Here is a 21,110-nt window from a genome sequence, read left to right as displayed (position 1 = left end):
CACAGATAACCTGTGGCGGGGCCTTGCGCTAACTGGAGTTAACCTGCTGCTTACTCTACCAGTAGGCGCTGCGTATTGCTACCTATTCGTACGATATATACTCCGCTCGACAGGCCCTGTAAGTTCAGCGTGGCCTGCGTGGCATTAGGCGGCAGTTGCTGCCGACGTACCTCCCGCCCTAGCGCATCGATAAGCAAAAGAGGTTGCTGGGCCTGTTTCTTCTCCGACCAACTCAATTGTACTAGCTCGTGGGCTGGATTGGGGGCCAGGGCAAAGGGAGCTACCGCGCGTGAGCTTCTGCTTGCCGTCACCAGCCCCATCAGTTTGGCGGCGTACCCCGAGTTAGCGCTTGGTAACGTAATGGTGCCAAAAGTGGCCGAAGTACTTCCTACGTCGCCGCCTATCACGGCATTGCCACTTCCATCCAATGCTAAGGCATTAGCAAAATCGTCGCTGGCTCCGCCGGCGCGCAGAGCCAGGTTCCAGGCTCCGGCGCTGCTCACGCGGGCTACATAGATGTCGCTAGTAGTACCGGCCGTGCTGGCATTGGTGAGTGCTATCGTCCCGAAGGTAGCTTGGGCACCGTCAAAGGAGCCGGTCACGCTGACGCTTCCGTTAGCGTCAACGGCCATTGCGTTTGCATAATCATTACCGGGTCCGCCGCCGCGTACAGCCTGCGTCCAGTTGCTGGTCGGGCTCAAGCGCGCCACAAATACGTCGCTGGTAGTGCCCGCAGCGTTGGCGTTGGTAAGAGTGGTAGGGCCAAAGGTGGCCGTAGCGCTGCCCATATTTCCGGCTACGGTCACGTTGCCAGTCGCATCTGCTGATAATGCTCGGCCATAGTCATTGCCAGTGCCTCCCCCACTCGCCGCCTGCGTCCAGGTGCCCGCACTATTCAAACGAGCTACATAGATGTCGCTACTGTATTGGGTGGTATTGTTATTCGTGAGCGAGATGGTCCCAAATTCGGTTGTAGGACCTGCAAAATCACCCGCTACAATGACATTGCCGTTCGGGTTCAGTACCAGCGCGCGGATAAAGTCATCTCCTGGGCTCCCGCTACGCACTGCCTGCGTCCAGGTGCCCGCACTACTAAGACGAGCCACAAAGCCATCGTTGCTGCTGTTGGTGTTAGCGTTGGTCAGCGTTGTCGAACCGAAGGCGACGGAGTTGCTGGAAAAATTGCCCCCCACAACGATATTACCGCTGCCGTCCATGGCCAGCGCCGTAGCGGCATCGTTATTTTGCCCCCCAATGCTTACAGCTTGGGTCCAAGCACCCGCGCTACTCAGGCGAGCCACAAAAGCATCGCTCCGGTCACCATTGCCATTAGCATTGGTTAAAGAAGTAGCACCAAAGTCGGTTCTGGGCCCGAAGAAAAAGCCGGCTACCGCTACGTTTCCATTACCATCGACAGCAACGGCAACGCCCACATCATCGCCTGTGCTGCCAGCTCGTACGGCCTGGGTCCAAGCGCCCGCATTATCCAAGCGAGCAACAAAGACATCATTACCACCCGCACTGGTTAGGGTGGTACTCCCTAATACAATGGTACCAGAAAAGCCGCCGGCCACTATTGTGTTTCCGGCCTGATCAACGGCCGCCGCATATACGTGGGAGTTTCCGGTGCTTCCATTAGCCTGCCCTGAGGCCCACTGCCAAGTTTGGGCCTGAAGCCCAATCGAGACGCTCAATAAAAGTGCTATTGCACCTGCCCTAAGCGGAAGAGTAGATTGTTTAGTCATGATGGTAACTGTTGAGATAGATGGATAAATGCTGCCCATGAGGACAAACTAAAATAAGAACCGTTGCACAAATTGTAATTAATTTTATAAAAAATATAATCTAACGTCTACAGTTATTACTGACATCGATTACCTAAAATCAGCTATATCTAGGTAAAAATGAAGCCGACTGAACACCGGAAGGCACCGGAGGGTTATAGCACCTACTCTTGGCTAAACTCCCCAGCATAATGATTGATAAACTCCGCCTCAGCGTGCTTGACCAGTCACCCGTTCGTCAGGGTGGCACGGCACGCCAGGCGCTCGAAGAAACTATTCAGCTAGCTCGCCTCACCGACCAGCTGGGCTACACTCGCTTTTGGGTGTCAGAGCACCATAATACCGGCACGCTGGCCGGCTCGGCGCCTGAGGTGCTATTAGGCCGCCTAGGGGCCGAAACCCAGCATATCCGCTTGGGCTCGGGGGGCGTAATGCTGCCCCACTACAGCGCTTTGAAGGTGGCAGAGAACTTTCGCCTCCTCGAAACGCTCTACCCCGGCCGTATCGACTTGGGTGTGGGCCGCGCTCCCGGCACGGACCGCCTCACGGCCCACGTACTCAACCCTCAAAACACCTTCCGCGACGAAGATTTCATTGATCAACTGATGGACTTGCGCAGCTTCCTGCGCGATGAGAAAGTCCCCAATACGGTACACGAAAAAGTAAAAGCCGCGCCTTTTGCCACCACCATGCCGGAGCTATGGCTGCTTAGCTCCAGCGGACAAAGCGGCTTATTTGCGGCCCACATTGGTGCATCATTCTCTTTCGCTCACTTCATTAACCCCATCGGCGGCCCCGATATGGTGCGGCTGTATAAAGAGCGTTTCCGTCCCTCCGATGAGTTGGCGGCTCCGCGGGCTACCGTGGCACTATTCGTACTCTGCGCCGATACCGAAGCCAAAGCTGAGGAGCTAGCCGAAACGCTGGCTTTGCAGATGCTCAAGCTCGAAACCGGCGACCACACATCTATTGGCTCTTACGACACCGTACGTAATTACCCCTTATCGCCTGAGCTGCGTGCCCGGCTTACTTACCACCGTCAGCGCATGGTAAGCGGCACGCCAGAGCAAGTTCACGCTCAGCTTACTCAGCTGGCCGCGAGCTACGGTGTGGAGGAAATTACGGCCGTTACTATCACCTATGATTTTGCTGATCGGCTGCGTTCCTATGAATTACTGGCTGATGTATTTGAACTAGCTCCAATAACTCAGGCCGTTGCCTAGAAGGCAATTTCCCTTCAGCTTTGAAGCACCTGGCCAGTAGGCCAGGTGCTTCTTTGTTTTAGAAAGGCGTGGTTGATTATACAAACTAATTACAAACCAGAGTCTTAAAAATATATTAAAAACTTCATCATGTTTATTTTGACTAATTCCAGATAAGCTATTTCCTTTGCATTGTTTTTAAGGATTCTAAATAAGCACATGCGCCTCTCTACCACTTCTCTCCTGCTAATGACCACGCTGTTAGCTCCAGCTATAGGTCATGGTCAGCACAATCTTACTGCTTCTATTGCGCCAGTATCAGTAGGCACGCCAGACGACTCAGAGAAGAATCGGGGCTTTGTTACGGGTAAGGTAACAACGGCAGATGGACAGCCCGTAGAGCAGGCCGGTGTTCTGGTCAAAAACTCAACCATGGGCACTAGTACCAACGCCGACGGTCGTTTTCGGCTTCCTCTGCCCGCTGGAAGCTACACCTTGGTTGTAAGCTACTTAGGTGTTGGGCGTCAGGAAATCGACGTAGTTCTGGCAGCCGATCAAACCATCAATTTGCCCCCCATCATGCTGGCGCAGAGTGCCCAGCAACTGGCTGAGGTAACCGTAACCGCCACTCGTACTGTGAACGATCAGCCGGTAAGCGTAGGCAAGATGGCCATCCGCCCTCTCGATTTACCGCAGAGCGTTGTCACTATCAACAAGGAAGTAATTGAGCAGCAGCAGATTCTGCGCGTAGGAGAAATCCTTCAAAATGTGAGCGGCGTATATGTAATGGGTAATACCGGCGGCACTCAGGAAGAAATTGCCGGCCGCGGCTTTGCCTTCAATAGCAACAATACCTTCAAAAATGGCGTGCGCTACAACAACGGCGTGATGCCCGAGGTGAGCGGCTTGGAGCGGTTTGAGATCTTGAAAGGCAGCTCCGCTATCCTTTATGGCAATGTGGCAGCTGGCGGCGTAATCAACTTAGTTACCAAAAAGCCGCAGTTTCAGTCTGGGGGGCAAATTGGGATGCGCGTAGGCAGCTACAGCTTCTACAAGCCAACTCTTGACGTGTACGGCGCCATTAACAACAGTGAGCACGTAGCTTTCCGACTGAACACGAGCTACGAAAACTCCCAGAGTTTCCGCGATGGCGTGACGGGCGAGCGGTTTTACGTGAATCCTTCGGTACTGGTGAAAGTAGGTTCCAAAACCGACTTGCTGCTGGAAGGCGACTATTTGAAGGACAACCGCACCCCCGACTACGGTATTGGCGCTATCAACTACGAGATTGCCAATGTGCCTCGCAGCCGCTTCCTTAACACGGATTGGGCCAATAACGAGACCACTCAGAAAAGCGCTACCCTTACCCTTACCCACCATCTTACCCAAAACTGGCAGGTACGCACCACCGCTGGCTACCAACTATACGACAACAACTTACTGAGCGCGGCCCGTCCTACGGGCATCCGGGCCAACGGCAACTTGCTCCGCAATACTCTGCAGAGCAGTGCTAAGGAAGGCTATATTCTTGGCCAGGTAGATTTGATGGGTAAGTTCAACACAGGAGCTATCAACCATAACCTTCTCGTCGGCGTTGATGGCGACCAGTATAACAGCCGCAGCACTTCCTATGTAGCTGCCGCTTACGATTCCATCAACATCTACGATCCGAACAAAGTACTAGCTCAGCCCCGCGTACGCGCCGACATTACGAACCTGACGCGCAACCAGCTCACGAAGGGAGGCACTCGGCGCGGCGGCATTTACGCACAGGATTTGATCAGCATCAGCGAGAAATTAAAGGTATTGGCTGGCTTGCGCTGGACATATCAGGAAACGCCCAGCGACGTGCTCACCTACCGCACCGACGTAACCACTAAGACTCGTCGCTTCGATGAGGCCTTCTCTCCCCGCCTGGGCATCGTGTATCAGCCGATCAAGACTATGTCGGTGTTCTCTTCCTACTCCAACTCTTTCAACACTAATTCCGGCCTCGACGTGACAGGTACGGCTCTACCTCCCTCCATCCTCGACCAGTACGAGGTAGGTATCAAGAACGATCTCTTCCAAGGAGTGCTTTCAGCCAACGTAACGGCCTACCAGATTGTGAACAGCAACCTGGCCCAGACAGTACAGCCCGGTGCGCCTAACTTCAACAAGGATTTACCAACCGCCCAGGAGCTTGCCGGTGAGGTTACTAGCCGCGGCGTAGAAGTAGACGTGCTGAGCAAGCCTTATCAGGGGTGGTCGTTCATTGCTGGCTACAGCTACAACCAGACAAAGTACACCAAGAGCAATATCTTCGAAGTAGGTAGCCTGCTGCGCTACAACCCCAACCACACGGCTAACTTCAGCGTGTTTTACACCTTCGGCGGCGACACCTTCCTCAAAGGCTTGAACGCCGGCTTTATGACCAGCTACATCGGTGAGCGTCAGGCCGGTCGTTCTACACGCCGCACCGTCGAAAATGATGCTTTCCGTCTTATTCCGCTGGAAGCGTACACCTTGTTCGACCTATCTGTAGGTTACACCATCGACCGGGTCAGCCTGCGCCTGAAAGCGTCTAACCTGCTAGACGTGTATAACTTCAATGCTCACGACGACAATAGCATCAACCCCATCATGCCACGTCAGTTCTCTGGCACGCTTGCTTACCGGTTATTCTAAGTAGCACTGCCGTCAGTTTACGCCCCGGACTGCTTCAGTTCGGGGCTCTGTCGTAAATTTGCCCCCCACTTATCGATTTCAGCCTACTATTGCCATGAAGGTTTTCTTGCGGAATATTCACCTCTATCTCAGTCTGGCCTCGGGGTTGGTCATCGCAGTGCTCTGTTTCACTGGCGCCGTATTGGTCTTTGAGAAAGAGCTAGAGCAAGCCTGGCACCCCGAGCGTTATTTCGTGTCGACACCCACCACGCAGCCCCGCCTTTCCCTGCAGCAGATAACCCAGGCTGTACAAGCGAGTGTGCCACAAGCTAAGGTAACCGGCCTAAAAATCTACACTGACCCCGCGCGCACCGTGGAGGTTAGCCTAGCTGCTAATGACAAAGCAGGTAAAGGTGGCGCCGAGCAAGGCGGGCGCGAAGGCAAATCAAAGGCTGGGGGGCCAGCCAAGGAAGGTAAAGCTGAAGGCAAGCCTAAAGGCGGTGGTGAAGGTGGCGGCGGGCCAAAGTACTTCGTTAATCCTTACTCAGGGCAGGTGATAGGTCCATACGTGTACCGCGAGACATTCTTCTTCACCATGTTTGCCCTACACCGTGGCATGGTAGCCGGAGCTGTGGGTAAGATGATCGTAGGTGTGAGCACGCTGCTCTTCCTATTTATCATTGGTACGGGCATCGTATTGTGGTGGCCAGCCACAGGCAAGGTGCTCCGCCAGCGACTTTCCGTAAAGTGGGATGCTAGCTGGAAACGTCTCAACCACGACCTTCACATCGTGCTCGGCTTCTATAGCGCTCTATTCTTATTTGTGTTCGCGTTTACGGGCTTAGCTTGGTCATTCGAGTGGTTCAACCAAGGCATCTTCACCCTCACCAACTCGGAGATGAAAGGCCCCGAGCCACCCAAATCCGTTGTTGCTTCCGCCGATACTCGCCTGACCTATGATGCGGCCTACAGCATAGCGCGTCAGCAGATGCCTACGGCTGAGAACATTAGCATTCAACTAGCCAAAGATTCTGCCGAAGCGGTACGTGTGGTTATGCTTCCCACAAATGCCCCCCATGAGTCGGCCAATGATGAACTATACCTTGATCAGTACACGGGCCAAGTTTTAGGCAAGCTCGCCTTTGAGGACCGTAACTTAGGACAACGGGTACGCCGCTCTTTCAAACCCGTACACACCGGCTCCATCTTCGGCATGCCATCCAAGGTTATTGCTTTAATAGTGTGCGTATTGGGCGTTACCTTCCCAATTACGGGTGTTATTCTTTGGCTCAACCGACTTAAAAAGGAGAAGAAGAAAAAGCTAAAACACCTGACTATGGCAAGTTAACAAAAGCCTTATGGTTGAGCTAATACTCGCCATAAGGCTTCTTTATTTTGTAAATATTTAGTGGTGGTAAAAATGACAAGATATTGTACTTTTACGCAATGTCTTCCTCACTTTACCACCCTTTTTCATGAAAAAGATTACCCTTTTTTGCCTATTATTCTTCAGTTATACCTACGTAGCAATAGCCCAAGATAAAGGCAAGGAGTTATATACTGCCGTTTTCAAGAATAACACCGTTGCTGTAGAAACTCTACTAAAAGATGGCGCTAATCCTAATCAGGCTATAGAAATAGTACCGGGTTTCCCAACAAGTTATTTAATAACAGCCGCTACTAATAATAACATAGCTGTTGTAAAATCGCTACTACAGTACAAAGCGAACGTCAACTGGCGCGATGCTTTTCAAGCTACTGCTTTACATTATGCAGCCGGCAAAGGCAGTAAAGAGCTGATAGAAGTACTTTTAACTAGTGGAGCAGATATTCAGGCTAAAGATGAAGACGGTAACACTGCTCTGGCAAGTGCAAAATCGAGTGGTAACAAAGAGGCGGTTATCTTATTAGAAAGCAAGCAAAAAATTTAAGTATATAAATCGTTATATACTACTTAATAGCAATTATTTTTCTGTAGTAATACTTACTTATTGCTACGAAATGCTGAGTTACTAAATAGTAATTATAATTAAAGTGCAATTGACATAATTTTGTATGGGTATTTATATGTGTTGTTGATCTCCAATTCAAAATGACCCTTTATATTTGCAGGTAGGATCACTAAACAATTGTATTACATTAATACATTTAAAGTTGTTTAATCTCCCTTCTTTACTCTGAAACTCATTAGACTCGACCTTTTAGTATAGTCTAAGTCTGCACACCTATTTTCACTAACTATTCCATCTTTTCATGACCAAAGTACGTCTGCTCGCTGCTCTTTCTCTAGGTACTATGTTATTTGCTTCTTGCGAGAAGCAATTAGAAGAGAACCCTACTCCTCAATCTGCAAGTCAATCTTCGTCAGCAAAGGCTGAGATTCCTGGCAACTGGCAGTTGATCGCTTCAAAAGGTGTAGTACCTATGCCTAATTCGGCTAACACCAGGGTTACGAACATCTTTGCAATGATAGAGGATTGCAAGAAGGATGATAAACTGCACTTCGAGTCTACGGGTGAGTTAACAGAACTACCTGGCGCTGTAGATTGCAATGCAGAATTTATTGACGCATCTGCTAATAAGTCTTCAGCAAAAGCTGGTTCATGGGCACTTAGTGCTGATGGTCAGACTTTGACTTTGACGCAAGGTCAAGCTAAGCAATATCAAGTTGTTGCTTTAAGTGCCTCCTCATTAAAACTGCGTAGCGTAGGTGCCTCTAATGAGCCCTACACTGAATTAGAATATAAGCGCTAAACCATTCAGTGCTCATATATTCGCTAAAAAAGCGGCTGCCTTTAAATTGGCAGCCGCTTTTTGTTTGTTTCTCAACCAGTAATCTTCTTAAAAGAAGGGAGCGAGTGCGGGCCTTAAACCAAGAACCCTCTTTAAATATATCCCTGCCCTCGCATCCAAAACTTTCAGCTTAAAAAGGCGGGTCATCATTCCCAAAATTGCTTTTGGGGAAAGGCACTGGGCCAGGGCCATTATCATTTATTTTGCTGCCTAAGCGAATAGTATTAGGTGCGAAGCTGGAAGGATCTTCGTCAAACGTACTAGCGGGAAAGGCACCCGTGTTAAACCCACCCGCCTCGTCGCCGAAACCGACGCCGTCGAGGTCGGCAAACTTGGTGAAGCGACCGATAAACTTAAGCTGCACGGTTTCCAGAGAGCCGTTACGGTGCTTAGCAATGATGACTTCGCCTGTTCCCTGGGTAGGGTTACCCATTTCGTCCTCCGTAATCTTGTAGTACTCGGGGCGGTAGAGAAAGATAACCATATCAGCATCCTGCTCGATAGAGCCCGATTCGCGAAGGTCACTTAGTTGCGGCTTTTTATCGCCCCCACGGGTTTCTACCGAGCGCGAGAGCTGAGACAAAGCCAGTACGGGCACATTTAGCTCTTTAGCTATTCCTTTAAGTGCCCGCGAAATAGATGCAATTTCCTGCTCACGGTTGCCGGCTCCTTTTCCCCCATCTGTATTTCCCGACATCAACTGTAGATAATCGATGATGATCATCTGAATGTCGTGGTGGGCCTTGAGGCGGCGGCACTTAGTGCGCAATTCCCGAATGCTGAGCGCGGGGGTATCATCAATAAAGATTGGCGCGCTCGACAGAGACGAAATCTTATGATTGAGCTGCGCCCACTCATAATCTGCTAGGTTGCCTTTCTTGATTTTCTCCGAATCAAGCTCTGCTTCCGCCGAAATCAGACGATTGACCAACTGAAGCGAGGACATTTCCAGGGAGAAAATTGCGACTGGCTTTTTGAATTCAACGGCCGCGTTGCGCATGGCGGATACCACGAAAGCGGTTTTACCCATACCCGGCCGGGCCGCGATAATTACTAAGTCGGAAGGCTGCCAGCCACTGGTCACCCGATCCAGGGCGGAGAAACCACTGGGTACGCCCGTCAGGCCATCCTTCTGGTTTTTCTTCTCCTCCAGTTCTTTAATAGCCTTGCCCATTAGGCTGCGCATATCATCGAAGTTTTTTCGGATGTTGGATTCCGAAACCTCGAATAAAGCTTGCTCCGTTTGATCTAGTAAGTTAAATACGTCGGTTGTATCTTCGAAAGCGTCGCGGTGAATGGTTGAAGCGATGTTAATCAGCTCCCGCTTGATGGCATTTTCGGTGATAATTCGGGCGTGATATTCAATGTTAGCGGCCGAATTTACCTTAAACGTGAGGTTGGCTACGTAGTGGTGGCCGCCGGCGGGTTCTAGCTCGCCCATCTCCCGCAACTCATGCACTACCGTCAGAATATCAATCGGTTCTGACTTGTCAAACAAATTCAGAATAGCCTTGAAAATGCGCTGGTGCTTGTCGTCGTAGAAGCTAAGAGGCTTGAGAATGTCGATAACGGTTGTTAGCGCATCTTTTTCCAGCATAAGCGCGCCCAACACGGCGGCTTCCAATTCGCGCGCTTGGGGGGGCAATTTGCCCGCCGGGCCGGTCATAGATAAGGCGGCAGGACGGCCATTCAGGGCGGCTATACCCCGGGAGGCCTGCAACTTTACGCGCTCATTCATCTGATCGTTCATCACTAAGGTGTTGCTACAAGGTAGTCAGATTTGAAGGGGTTTGGTTCGCGACCTCATCATATAATTGTCGCTTTTCCTCTCCTTACCAACTAATTTTTATTGCTCAAAGGGGTGCAAATCTAGGGGCAGATTTGTAGAAGTAGCAGGCGGAAAAGTTCTTTCTTTTTGCTAACTGATCTGTAAATAAAGTCTCCTACGCACAGGAGTAACACCTGGTAATCCGTTTTGTCTGGAAACTGGCGAAGCTCTGCCGTATACCTCATCAACTTCTGCGCCGAGCCTAGTACCTTTGCCGACCGGTTTCCCGACCGATTTATCTTTGCTCGCTAACTAAAAATGCCCCCCACGCCCACCGCGCTCCACCGTCTTCACCTGATTGCCGTCGGAGGAAGCATTATGCACAATCTGGCCCTGGCCCTGCACCGCCGCGGTGCTCAGGTAACTGGCTCCGACGACGAAATATTTGAGCCCGCTCACGGTCGTTTGGCCGCCGCCGGAATTTTGCCCCCCAGCGAAGGTTGGTTTCCAGAGAAAATAACTGCCGATCTGGATGCAGTGATAGTAGGCATGCACGCGCGGGCCGACAACCCTGAGCTGCTGCGCGCGCAGGAATTGGGGCTGCGCATCTACTCCTTTCCCGAGTTTATTTACGAAGCCTCTCGCGACAAACAACGGGTCGTGATTGGGGGCAGCCACGGCAAAACCAGTATTACTTCGCTGATTCTACACGTGTTGCGTTACCACGGCCGCAAGTTCGACTATGCCGTGGGCGCCCAGCTCGAAGGGTTCGATTTGATGGTGCAGCTCACGGAAGATGCTCCGGTCATTATCATTGAAGGCGACGAATACTTGTCGTCGCCCATCGATCGGCGTCCTAAGTTTCACTTGTATCACCATCATATTGGAGTTATTTCGGGTATCAGCTGGGATCATATCAATGTATTTCCAACGGAGGAAGATTACCGCGAACAGTTCCGAATCTTTGCTGAGATGACTCCTAAAGCGGGTGTGCTCATTTTTGACCGCGACGATGAGCAGGTGCAGCTTGTGAGTGTACCCACTGACCCCGATGTGAAGTACATTGGCTACGGCCCTCACGAGCATGTGCTGCGCGACGGGAAGACCTTTCTGCTGACCAAGAAGGACGACGAGATTCCAATTCAGATCTTCGGCGACCATAATCTGCGCAATATCTCGGCGGCCAAAGAGGTCTGCAAACAGCTAGGAATTAAGGGCAAAGACTTCTTTGAGGCGCTAGCCACATTCAAAGGCGCCGCGCGCCGCCTAGAGCTAGTGCGCGCCGGCCACGATTCGGTGGTGTACAAGGACTTTGCTCACGCCCCATCCAAGCTCAAAGCCACGGCAAGCGCTTTCAAAAAGCAGTTTCCACAGCGGCGCTTAGTCGCCTGCCTGGAGCTCCACACATTCAGCAGCCTCAATCCGGCCTTTTTGCCCCAGTACGCGCACACCTTCGACGCGCCCGACTTGGCCATTGTGTACTTCAATCCGCAAGTGCTGGCCCACAAGCGCTTGCCCAATTTGCCCCCCGAGCAGGTAACTGCTGCCTTCGAGCGCCCCGATTTGCGCGTGTTTACGGACAGCCGCGCCCTAGCTGCTTTTCTGCACGAGCAAAACTGGACTGATGCCAATTTGCTAATGATGTCATCGGGCACCTTTGATGGCTTGGATTTGGCGAAGCTCGCCGAAGCGGTTACTAACTAAATCGAAACCTAGCTAGGCTAGTACGTAAAAAGGCCCGCTAATAAGCGGGCCTTTTCTATTTGTCGGCTTTTGGCTTTTTGGGTGGTTGCTTGTCTGTGGTTAGCAGCAAGGCAGCGGCAGTTAGCACAAGGCGCAATATCCATTTACGACTTAGCATCTTCAGCGTCGGGGGAAAAAGGTGTTGTTGCTTTCCACTTCCATATCGCAGCGGCTACCGCCGGTGTTTTCCTCGCAATCGGTGCCGGTGATGCGGTTTTTCTCGAAGGAAAAATAGCAAAACGTGCAGCCTACGCTTGTTACGATGTAGCGCTCGGCGTTGGAGCGCAAGTACAAGCTGTTGTCGGTAGAGGCTTCTAGCGGAATAGCCATAGCCCGGTACATGCCGTTGCGCAGCCCCATACCCACCAAATAGTAGATGGGCTTATCCTTAGCGCTGGCCTGCACCTTTCGAATGGTGGTTTTGTCGATGACAGTGCCGTCGCCAAATTGCCGGATGAAGGCTGTAGCTAGCTGAGCGCGGGGAACTACGTACTCTACCTGCCCTTCTATCACCCGGCCCACCAGCTTGCTGCTCACCTCCAACTGCCGCCGCTCCAAGTCGTTGGAGTCTTCGGCGTTGATTTCGGGTATACCACGCTTGCTGGTTTCACAGGCTACCAGCGTAGTAAGCAGTAGCACAAGGAAAGGCAATACGTGCCGTAGCAGAATCTGGGAGGCAAATTTCATTCGATACAGGCTATAGTGCCCTACTTAGCGCGGTTGATAATACTTACGTGCTTCGGGCAGTAAGCGCTGAATATCACCAATGCGGGTTTCGTTGGAGGGGTGAGTAGACAAGAATTCGGGCGGCGAAGCTCCATTGTCTCGAGCAGCCATGCGCTGCCAAAAACCAACGGCGCTGTCGGGGTTGTAGCCAGCCATGGCCATAAAGATAAGCCCTAACCGATCAGCTTCCGATTCTTGATTGCGACCGTAGCGAAGTAGTCCCAGCTGAGAACCAACCCCGAAGGCTTGCAACGCTACTTGTTGGGTAACAGCCGAGTTGGTAGAAAGAGCAGTACCCAATGCTTGGCCTCCTAACTGCTGCACCAGTCCTTGGCTCATGCGCTCACTGCCGTGCTTAGCTACCGCGTGGGCAATTTCGTGGGCCATAACTACGGCCAGGCCATTTTCATCTTGGGTGATGGGCAGAATGCCGGTATAAACGGCGGTTTTGCCCCCCGGCATAGCCCAAGCGTTTTGCTGTTTGTCGTCTTGAATCAGATTAAACTCCCAAGCGTAGCCAGCCAGCTGGTCCTGCGCATTCTGCTGCCGGAAGTATGACTCCACAGCCTGTTGTATGCGCTGACCTACGCGCCTTACCATGGCGGTTTGAGTGGAATTAGAAGAGAGTTGGCTTTTGCTGATTATCTCACGGTACTGCTGAGCAGCCATGGTATTTATCTCGGCGTCAGACACCAAGCTCAGCTGGCGACGACCCGTAATGGGAACAGTGGAGCAGCCAGCAGCTATAAACAAGCAACTAGCAACGATGAATTTTCTAAACATGGCAAAGGAGTGTCTTTGGAAGAAATAGGACTTAACTACCAGTACATATGCATTTATGGGGCCAAAATGCCTCGTAGCCCAACACTAGCACTGGCTAACTATACGACGCCGCAGGGGGTAAATGTTTGATGCTTTAGGGCCACTTCTTCCGCCGCAGAAACCTTATTTATTTCCTACCCCACAGAATTAGCCCTATTTTTGGCCCTATAGGCTTGCTGTTGTGTGCACAACGTTTGCTCATCGGGCCTGCCCCAAGCTCAACAGCTGAGCTTCAGTCACTACGCTATCTACCTCCATGAAAATACTTTGCATCGGCCGCAACTATGCCGAACATATTGCCGAATTAAACAACGAAACTCCCGACGAGCCCGTCATTTTTGCCAAGCCGGATACAGCGTTATTACAGCGCAATCAGCCCTTCTTCTACCCTGACTTCTCCCGTGATATTCATCATGAGATAGAGCTGGTGCTGCGTATTTGCAAAAACGGAAAGAACATTGAGGCTCAGTTTGCCGGCAACTATTTCGACGCTATCGGCTTAGGCATCGATTTCACGGCCCGTGATCTACAGAGCAAGGCCAAAGCCAAGGGTTTGCCTTGGGAGTTAGCGAAAGGTTTTGATGGCTCGGCGCCCTTATCTACCACGTTCAAGCCCGTAGCCGAGTTTGCTGATTTAAGTAATATCAATTTTCGCCTGGAAGTAAACGGCGAAGTTCGGCAGCAAGGCAACTCGGGGATGATGCTGCACAACTTTGCCGCCCAGATTGCTTATATCTCGCGCTTTATCACCCTGAAAATGGGCGATTTGATTTTTACCGGCACTCCCAGTGGCGTAGGTCCCGTGCAGATTGGGGACCGCTTGGAAGGGTACATTGAGGATGAGAAGCTGTTGGATGTTGCGGTTAAATAAGAAGTTGAGAATTGTGGGTTACCAAGTAAGCGTTTCGAGTAAAGTATACAAGCTGAGTGGATTAGGGGTATTCATAGGTGCATTGCTGCTAGCTGGCACTGGCCTGCGCCCGGCACCTTTTGGGGGCGAGCTGCTAGCTCCTAAGCGCCCGGAGCAAGCGGACGCCGCCGCAGGCGGAGCACTAAATAAGGCCCAAAAGATCGTTCCGCCCGACAGCGTGCCGGCCGATTATTTTCTGTTTCCCATCAAGCCGGGCAAAGCCAATTTTCTGGCCGGCAGCATGGGTGAAATTCGGCCTAACCATTTCCATGGCGGCCTCGACATAAAAACGGATGGCCGCGTCGATTTGCCCGTCTACGCCTCGGCCGATGGATATATATCGCGCTTGAAACAGTCGGCTTTCGGCTATGGCAACGTGCTGTATATTACTCATCCTAACGGGCTTGTAACTGTATATGGGCACCTTAACCGGTTTGAAGGACCGATAGCCGATTATCTGCGTCAGCAGCAGTACACCAAGCAAACCTTTGAGCTGGAGCTGTTTCCTGCGAAGGACCAGTTTCAGGTGAAGCGCGGCGGGATAGTGGCTATGTCGGGCAATACGGGCGGTTCCGGGGGACCGCATTTGCATTGGGAAGTGCGGGACAACGAGGACCGACAGCTTAATCCGCTGCGTTTTGGGGGCTTTGCCGAAATTCAGGACCACGTAGCGCCTACACTCCAGGCTTTTGCCGTGGAGCCGCTTAGTATTGACGCCCGTGTATTGGGTCGCTTCGATAAGGCGGTTTTTGTACCCAAAACGCCCCCCACACCCGGTGCTCTCTACAACTGGCCCGATACCATTAGGGCTTTCGGTACCGTGGGCCTGCTGGTACAAGGCTACGACCGCTTCGACCTAGCTACCAACCGCAACGGCTTGCAAGCGGTTGAGGTGAGCGTGAATGGGCAGGCGCTCTATCGTCATATGATTGACGGCGTGCCATTCAGCGATTCGCGGCAAATCTCGCAACATATTGACTATCAGTGGCAGCAAACCAACGGACGCACCTTTGAGAAGCTGTTTGTAGATGATGGCAACTTGCTCCCAATTTATAACACGGGTACGAGTAAAGGCAAGCTGCGCGTGGAGGAAGGCAAAATCTACAAGGTGGAAGTGCGCCTGAGCGACTCCTATGGCAATACGACGCCCTTTGCGTTTGTTTTGCGCGGCCAAAAGCCGGTGTACTACAAAACGCGCAATGCCACAGTACGCCAGCCGGCCCTGCGCTACGATATTAATCGCAACATCCTTAAAGTAATTGCCGCTGACCCTGACACGAGCCGTCAGGGGGCAAATCTGACCCTGATGCGCGGCAACCGTCGCTTGGAAGTAGTGCCGAGCTACACGGTGCAGAGCGAGAATGTCTACCTCTACGATTTGCGGGCCGGCCTACCAGACTCTATTCGCTTCGGCTCGGTTACTAAGGCGTTTGAGCCCAAGGCACCCATTCCGGCGGCCAAGGAACAGGCCTTTGCTAATGGAGTCCAAAACCTAGTTTTTGCCCCCCGCACGCTGTTCGACACCTTGTATCTGCAAACCAATTACAAGGACGGGCTCTGGACGATTCATACGCCGCGCACCCCGTTGTTTAAGCCGTTGCTGGCCACGCTCAAGCCGCCAGTAGCAGTGGCCGACAAAGCGCGTTCGGCCGTATACATGATTAATTATAAGGGGGGCAAAATCTATCAAGGCGGTACTTGGGACGGGGAGCAGATTACGTTTCCGGTCAAAACGTTTGGCTCGTTCCGCATCCTGACCGATACCCTTGCGCCCACAGTACGGCTCGTGCGTAAGTCGCCGGCGGGGCTTACCTTCACCGTAGCCGACAACTTGTCGGGGCTTGGCAGTTACCGTCTGCTGATTAACGGGCAGTGGCGAATGCTACGCTATGAGTATAAGAACTCTACCCTGTTTACCGACCCGCAGGACAAAACCGTACCTCTGACTGGCGAAGCGGAACTCCGCCTGACCGACCAGGCTGGCAACGAGAAATTCTTACGCTTTAAAATTTAAAAGAAGCATCATGTTCTGGCTGCCATGCTTTATCTGGCGTCCGCCTGTCGAAGCCTGACACATGGTTCTAACCACTTACTACCTATGAAAACCCGCCGTCCTGTTCTTTTTGCTGCCGCTGCCACCGTTACCCTGGCAGCTGCTGGCTTGGTGTACTCTCGGACCCGGCGCTATGCGCCGCTGGCCGTGGCCGAGCACGTGGACTTAGAGCGGTACATGGGGCTGTGGTACGAAATTGCCCGCTTGCCTACTCGCTTTGAAAAAGGCTGCCAGCACGTGACGGCGGAGTATACGCTGCGCCCCGATGGCAAAGTGAGCGTATTGAATAGCTGCCGCAAAAACAGCCTGAACGGCCCGCTCGAAACAGCGCGTGGCACGGCTCGCGTAGTTGACTCGACCACGAACGCCAAGCTGAAAGTGAGTTTTTTCTGGCCCTTCGAGGGTGACTACTGGATTCTGGACCTTGACCCTGAATACCAGTATGCACTGATAGGCGAGCCCTCGCGAGAAAATATGTGGCTGTTGAGCCGGACGCCTCACCTCGCCCAGCCCATACGGGAGCAGCTGATTGCCCTTGCCCAGGCCGCTGGCTTTCCGGCAGAAAAGCTCATCTTCACTCCCCAACCCACTACCGACTTACCCTAAATTTGCCCCCATGTCCCTTCAGCCCGGCGACCCTGCCCCCGATTTTGAAGCCCTTGACCAAAACGGCAATCTCATTCGTCTTAAGGACCTGCGCGGCCAAAAAGTAGCGCTCTACTTTTATCCTAAAGATGATACCTCTGGCTGCACGGCTCAGGCCTGCAACCTGCGCGACAACCAAACCGAGTTGAGAGCCGCTGGTATTAAAGTGTTGGGTGTAAGCATTGATGGGGTAAAGTCGCACCAAAAGTTTGCCACTAAATACGATTTACCCTTCCCCCTATTAGTCGATGAAGACAAGAAAATAGTGGAAGCCTATGGCGTGTGGCAGGAAAAGTCGATGTACGGCCGCAAGTACATGGGTACTATGCGCTACACCTTTCTAATTGATGAGCAGGGCAAACTCGAAAAGGTAATTACGAAAGTGGACACCAAAAATCACGCGGCCCAATTACTTGGCGCCTAAGCTCACCTCCTTATCTTCACCTCGAACCTCCTACCATAACGTCCTTATGTCACAACTCAGCACTGCCAGCGTGCAGCCCGAAACTCAACCCGCCCAGCCCGAGAAAAGCATCGCTGAGCTGAAACAGATTGCCTCACAAGTGCGCCGCGACATTGTGCGCATGGTGCACGCCGTGAACTCGGGGCATCCCGGCGGCTCGCTCGGCTGCACCGATCTGCTGGTGGCTCTGTACTTCCGCATCATGAAGCACAACCCCAGCTTCTCAATGCAGGGCCACGGTGAGGACATGTTCTTTCTTTCCAACGGGCATATTTCACCAGTATTCTACTCGGTGCTGGCCCGTTCGGGCTACTTTCCGGTGAGCGAATTGGCCACCTTCCGCAAGCTAAACTCGCGTTTGCAGGGCCATCCGGCCACGCATGAGCATCTGCCTGGCGTACGTATTGCCTCAGGATCCCTGGGCCAAGGCTTGAGCGTAGCAATTGGCGCGGCGCAGGCCAAGAAGCTCAACAACGATGACCGCGTGATATACGTGCTCATGGGTGACGGCGAGCTGAACGAAGGCCAGGTGTGGGAAGCCGCCCTGTATGCCCCCCACCGCCAGGTTGATAACCTGATTGCCATTGTGGACCGCAACGGCCAGCAGATCGATGGCGCAACCAAGGATATTATGAACCTGGGCAGTTTGCGGGCTAAGTTTGAAGCCTTTGGCTGGTTGGTGCTCGAAACCGACGGCAACGACCTCGAAAAACTCGTTCCGGCCTTAGATGAGGCTCGTCAGCTGTTAGGTCAGGGACAGCCCGTGATGGTGCTCATGGATACGCAAATGGGCGCTGGCGTTGACTTTATGATGGGCTCGCACAAGTGGCACGGCGTGGCGCCAAACGATGAGCAACTGGAGAAAGCCTTGCAGCAACTTTTAGTAGAAGAAGCCAGCGACTACTAAGCCACAGATTTCGCTTACTGATTTTTGCTTTAGGGCTGAAATCGGTCATGCAGAGCAGAGCGAAGCATCTCACTCGCTTCGTTGAAGTACTACTCTCACTAAACACGCGAGATGCTTCGCTCTGCTCTGCATGACAGCTGGTTAGGGACAGAACACTCGTTTATTTCATGAACCACCTCGGGCGTCTGTGCGGATTGCTGCTGGGGGGCATTTTGCTACTCACATCTTCCTTGTGCGCGCAAAATTTGCCCCCCACCAAGCCTCGCACCACCCGTATCCTGTTTTTGCTGGATGCCTCGGGCAGTATGGGAGCTGTATGGGAAGGTCGGCCACGCATGGAGGTTGCTAAGGGTCTGCTGGCCAAAATGGTAGATTCGCTCAACACCTATCCTAATTTGGAGCTAGGCTTGCGCGTGTACGGTCATCAACACAGCCGCGAAGAAAACAACTGCCAAGATTCTCGCTTGGAAGTACCTTTTGCGGCCAAAAACGCCAAGCCCATCAAAGACAAGCTACTGACCTTACAGCCCCGCGGCAACACCCCCATTACGTATTCTCTGCTGCAATCAGCCAACGACTTTCCAACTGACAAAACGGCGCGTAACGTGCTCATTCTTATTACCGATGGGCTGGAGTCATGTCAAGGTGATCCGTGCGCTACGTCATTGGCTCTGCAGCGCAAGCACGTGTTTCTTAAGCCTTTCGTCATTGGCATTGGGGCGGAGAAGGAATTCGGCAAGCAACTCGAATGTCTGGGGCAGTACTATAATGCGGCCGATGTAAAGACGTTTCGCTCGGTACTCGACAACGTTATTACCCAAACCCTGCAGAAAACCACGGTGCGCGTGAACCTCACTGACGACGCCGGCAAACCCGTGGAAAGCAACGTGAACATGACCTTCGTCAACAGCACCACCGGGCAGCCCGAATACAACTACGTGCACTACCGCGACGCCAAAGGTCAGCCCGATGTACTTGACATTGACGCCCTACAATCTTACGACCTCGTCATTAATACGCTGCCTCCCGTCCGCCAAGCGGACTTGAAGCTCAAACCCGGCCAGGATAACCTGCTGACTTACAAGACACCGCAAGGAACCTTACGCCTCCAGAGCCCCAATCTGACTCCGAATCCTTATGGCACAGTGCAGGCGGTGGTCCGGGCGGCAGGCAACCCAACTACTGTAGTAGCTCTGCCTTTTGGGAGCAGGCAGAAGCTGCTGGGGGGCAATTATGAGGTAGAATTGCTTACCCTGCCGCGTCAAACCCAGCGCATAACTATCAAGCAGGGCCAGGAAACAACAATCACGTATCAAGCGCCTGGCACGCTGAACATTATCACCGATTTGAGCGGCTACGGCAGCATCTACCAGCTCAACGACGACGAATCGCAAACCTGGATTTACAACCTGCCCGAAGCCACTAGCAAAATCAATCTGCCCATGCAGCCGGGCGCTTACCGTCTGGTATTTCGCACCAAAAATGCTACCGGTAGTCAGTTCACCGACGTGCGCAATTTCACTATCCGCAGCGGTCAAACGACTTCGGTGAGTATGTTTGGGAAATAATATAGCCCGTTCTGTTTTTTGTCTTCTTTGAGAAGGCAGCCTCACTTCCGCTTCTACATATCACTTCTTCTACACATGAAAGAATTCCCCTACTCCGAATCCAAAGACACGCGCTCCGGCTTCGGTGCCGGCCTGCACGAACTAGGCAAAACCAACGAGAACGTAGTAGCCCTTTGTGCTGACCTCACCGGCTCTCTCAAGATGGATGCTTTTAAGAAGGATTTTCCGGAGCGCTTCTTCCAGGTAGGTATTGCCGAAGCCAACATGATGGGCATGGCTGCTGGCATGACCATAGGGGGCAAAATCCCGTTTACGGGCACCTTTGCCAACTTCAGCACCGGCCGCGTGTACGACCAGATTCGACAGAGCATTGCTTACTCGGGCAAGAACGTGAAAATTTGCGCTTCCCACGCCGGTGTTACGCTGGGCGAGGATGGTGCCACCCACCAGATTCTGGAAGACCTGGGCATGATGAAAATGCTGCCCCACATGACGGTTATCAACCCCTGCGACTACAACCAGACCAAAGCGGCCACCATTGCTATTGCCGACTATGAGGGCCCTGTTTATCTGCGCTTTGGTCGTCCCGTAGTGCCCAACTTTACCCCCGCCGACCAGCAGTTTGAAATCGGCAAAGCCGTAATGCTCAACGAAGGCGCCGACGTGAGCATTTTCGCCACCGGCCACTTGGTTTGGAAAGCTATCTTGGCGGGTAAGCTGTTGGCAGAAAAAGGCATTGATGCCGAAATCATTAACATTCACACCATTAAACCTCTGGATGCTGAAGCCATTCTCACCTCGGCGCGCAAGACGCGGTGCGTAGTATCAGCCGAAGAGCACCAGATGAATGGTGGCCTCGGCGACAGCATCGCTCAGTTGCTCGCCCGCGAGGAACCGTTGCCCCTGGAAATGGTAGCCGTGAACGATTCCTTCGGTGAAAGCGGTACCCCCGATCAGCTCATGGAAAAGTATGGCCTGATGGAAAACGACATCGTAGCGGCCGTAGAGCGAGTATTAGCTCGCAAAAAATAGCACTCATACTTTACCAATATCCCGCACCCCGAGTCCCTGTTGCACCTT

The 21,110-nt window shown here is 52.5% G+C and carries 17 protein-coding genes; 13 read left to right on the top strand and 4 right to left on the bottom strand.

The window, feature by feature from the left end; translation table 11 throughout:
* Positions 1-50 precede the first annotated feature (50 nt).
* Positions 51-1,745, bottom strand: a complete 1,695-nt coding sequence (locus ACW9KT_RS08215) for a T9SS type A sorting domain-containing protein (protein ID WP_457079194.1) — start codon at positions 1,743-1,745, stop codon at positions 51-53.
* A gap of 230 nt (positions 1,746-1,975) precedes the next feature.
* Between ACW9KT_RS08215 and ACW9KT_RS08210 the strand changes: the two genes are divergently transcribed.
* The 5 genes from ACW9KT_RS08210 to ACW9KT_RS08190 all read left to right on the top strand — a co-directional run bounded on the left by ACW9KT_RS08210 (position 1,976) and on the right by ACW9KT_RS08190 (position 8,386).
* On the top strand, positions 1,976-3,007 hold the full coding sequence (locus tag ACW9KT_RS08210) for an LLM class flavin-dependent oxidoreductase (protein ID WP_457079193.1): 1,032 nt from the start codon (positions 1,976-1,978) through the stop codon (positions 3,005-3,007).
* A 228-nt stretch (positions 3,008-3,235) separates the two neighbouring features.
* Complete coding sequence (locus ACW9KT_RS08205) at positions 3,236-5,653, top strand: TonB-dependent siderophore receptor (protein WP_457079191.1); 2,418 nt, start codon at positions 3,236-3,238, stop codon at positions 5,651-5,653.
* 94 nt (positions 5,654-5,747) lie between these two features.
* On the top strand, positions 5,748-6,980 hold the full coding sequence (locus ACW9KT_RS08200; protein ID WP_457079189.1) for a PepSY-associated TM helix domain-containing protein: 1,233 nt from the start codon (positions 5,748-5,750) through the stop codon (positions 6,978-6,980).
* 127 nt (positions 6,981-7,107) lie between these two features.
* Positions 7,108-7,563 carry an ankyrin repeat domain-containing protein gene (locus ACW9KT_RS08195; RefSeq protein ID WP_457079187.1) on the top strand — a complete coding sequence of 152 codons (456 nt, stop codon included), beginning with the start codon at positions 7,108-7,110 and terminating at the stop codon, positions 7,561-7,563.
* A 322-nt stretch (positions 7,564-7,885) separates the two neighbouring features.
* Positions 7,886-8,386 carry a hypothetical protein gene (locus tag ACW9KT_RS08190; RefSeq protein WP_457079186.1) on the top strand — a complete coding sequence of 167 codons (501 nt, stop codon included), beginning with the start codon at positions 7,886-7,888 and terminating at the stop codon, positions 8,384-8,386.
* 169 nt (positions 8,387-8,555) lie between these two features.
* On the opposite strand, the gene dnaB is transcribed toward ACW9KT_RS08190, so the two are convergent.
* Positions 8,556-10,091, bottom strand: coding sequence for a replicative DNA helicase (dnaB, locus tag ACW9KT_RS08185; protein WP_457080177.1), 1,536 nt, complete (start codon positions 10,089-10,091; stop codon positions 8,556-8,558).
* A 420-nt stretch (positions 10,092-10,511) separates the two neighbouring features.
* Between dnaB and ACW9KT_RS08180 the strand changes: the two genes are divergently transcribed.
* Positions 10,512-11,897 (top strand): UDP-N-acetylmuramate--L-alanine ligase, encoded by a 1,386-nt coding sequence (locus ACW9KT_RS08180; RefSeq protein WP_457079184.1) that lies wholly within the window; start codon positions 10,512-10,514, stop codon positions 11,895-11,897.
* A 159-nt stretch (positions 11,898-12,056) separates the two neighbouring features.
* Here ACW9KT_RS08180 and ACW9KT_RS08175 read toward each other — a convergent pair whose 3' ends face one another.
* Together ACW9KT_RS08175 and ACW9KT_RS08170 are read right to left on the bottom strand one after the other, a co-directional pair.
* Positions 12,057-12,623, bottom strand: coding sequence for a hypothetical protein (locus tag ACW9KT_RS08175; RefSeq protein WP_457079182.1), 567 nt, complete (start codon positions 12,621-12,623; stop codon positions 12,057-12,059).
* A 24-nt stretch (positions 12,624-12,647) separates the two neighbouring features.
* Positions 12,648-13,445, bottom strand: coding sequence for a M48 family metallopeptidase (locus ACW9KT_RS08170; RefSeq protein WP_457079180.1), 798 nt, complete (start codon positions 13,443-13,445; stop codon positions 12,648-12,650).
* Between the two features lie 295 nt (positions 13,446-13,740).
* Here ACW9KT_RS08170 and ACW9KT_RS08165 point away from each other — a divergent pair, with 295 nt between their 5' ends.
* The 7 genes from ACW9KT_RS08165 (at position 13,741) to ACW9KT_RS08135 (ending at position 21,062) form a co-directional block, all read left to right on the top strand.
* Positions 13,741-14,355: a fumarylacetoacetate hydrolase family protein gene (locus tag ACW9KT_RS08165; RefSeq protein WP_457079178.1), complete on the top strand. Its 615-nt coding sequence runs from the start codon at positions 13,741-13,743 to the stop codon at positions 14,353-14,355.
* A gap of 13 nt (positions 14,356-14,368) precedes the next feature.
* Positions 14,369-16,408, top strand: a complete 2,040-nt coding sequence (locus ACW9KT_RS08160; RefSeq protein ID WP_457079176.1) for a M23 family metallopeptidase — start codon at positions 14,369-14,371, stop codon at positions 16,406-16,408.
* A gap of 84 nt (positions 16,409-16,492) precedes the next feature.
* Positions 16,493-17,053 carry a lipocalin family protein gene (locus ACW9KT_RS08155; RefSeq protein WP_457079174.1) on the top strand — a complete coding sequence of 187 codons (561 nt, stop codon included), beginning with the start codon at positions 16,493-16,495 and terminating at the stop codon, positions 17,051-17,053.
* A 10-nt stretch (positions 17,054-17,063) separates the two neighbouring features.
* Positions 17,064-17,516 carry a thioredoxin-dependent thiol peroxidase gene (bcp, locus tag ACW9KT_RS08150; protein ID WP_457079172.1) on the top strand — a complete coding sequence of 151 codons (453 nt, stop codon included), beginning with the start codon at positions 17,064-17,066 and terminating at the stop codon, positions 17,514-17,516.
* Between the two features lie 46 nt (positions 17,517-17,562).
* Entirely contained in the window at positions 17,563-18,462 is a 900-nt protein-coding gene (locus ACW9KT_RS08145) for a transketolase (RefSeq protein WP_457079170.1), read from the top strand.
* Positions 18,463-18,629: 167 nt separating this feature from the next.
* Positions 18,630-20,030, top strand: coding sequence for a vWA domain-containing protein (locus ACW9KT_RS08140; RefSeq protein ID WP_457079168.1), 1,401 nt, complete (start codon positions 18,630-18,632; stop codon positions 20,028-20,030).
* Between the two features lie 75 nt (positions 20,031-20,105).
* Positions 20,106-21,062 (top strand): transketolase family protein, encoded by a 957-nt coding sequence (locus ACW9KT_RS08135; RefSeq protein ID WP_457079167.1) that lies wholly within the window; start codon positions 20,106-20,108, stop codon positions 21,060-21,062.
* Positions 21,063-21,110 lie beyond the last annotated feature (48 nt).

Source organism: Hymenobacter sp. HD11105 (assembly GCF_054051685.1).
The sequence above is the reverse complement of the archived record's forward strand: the minus strand, read 5'-3'. Positions and strand labels throughout refer to the sequence as shown.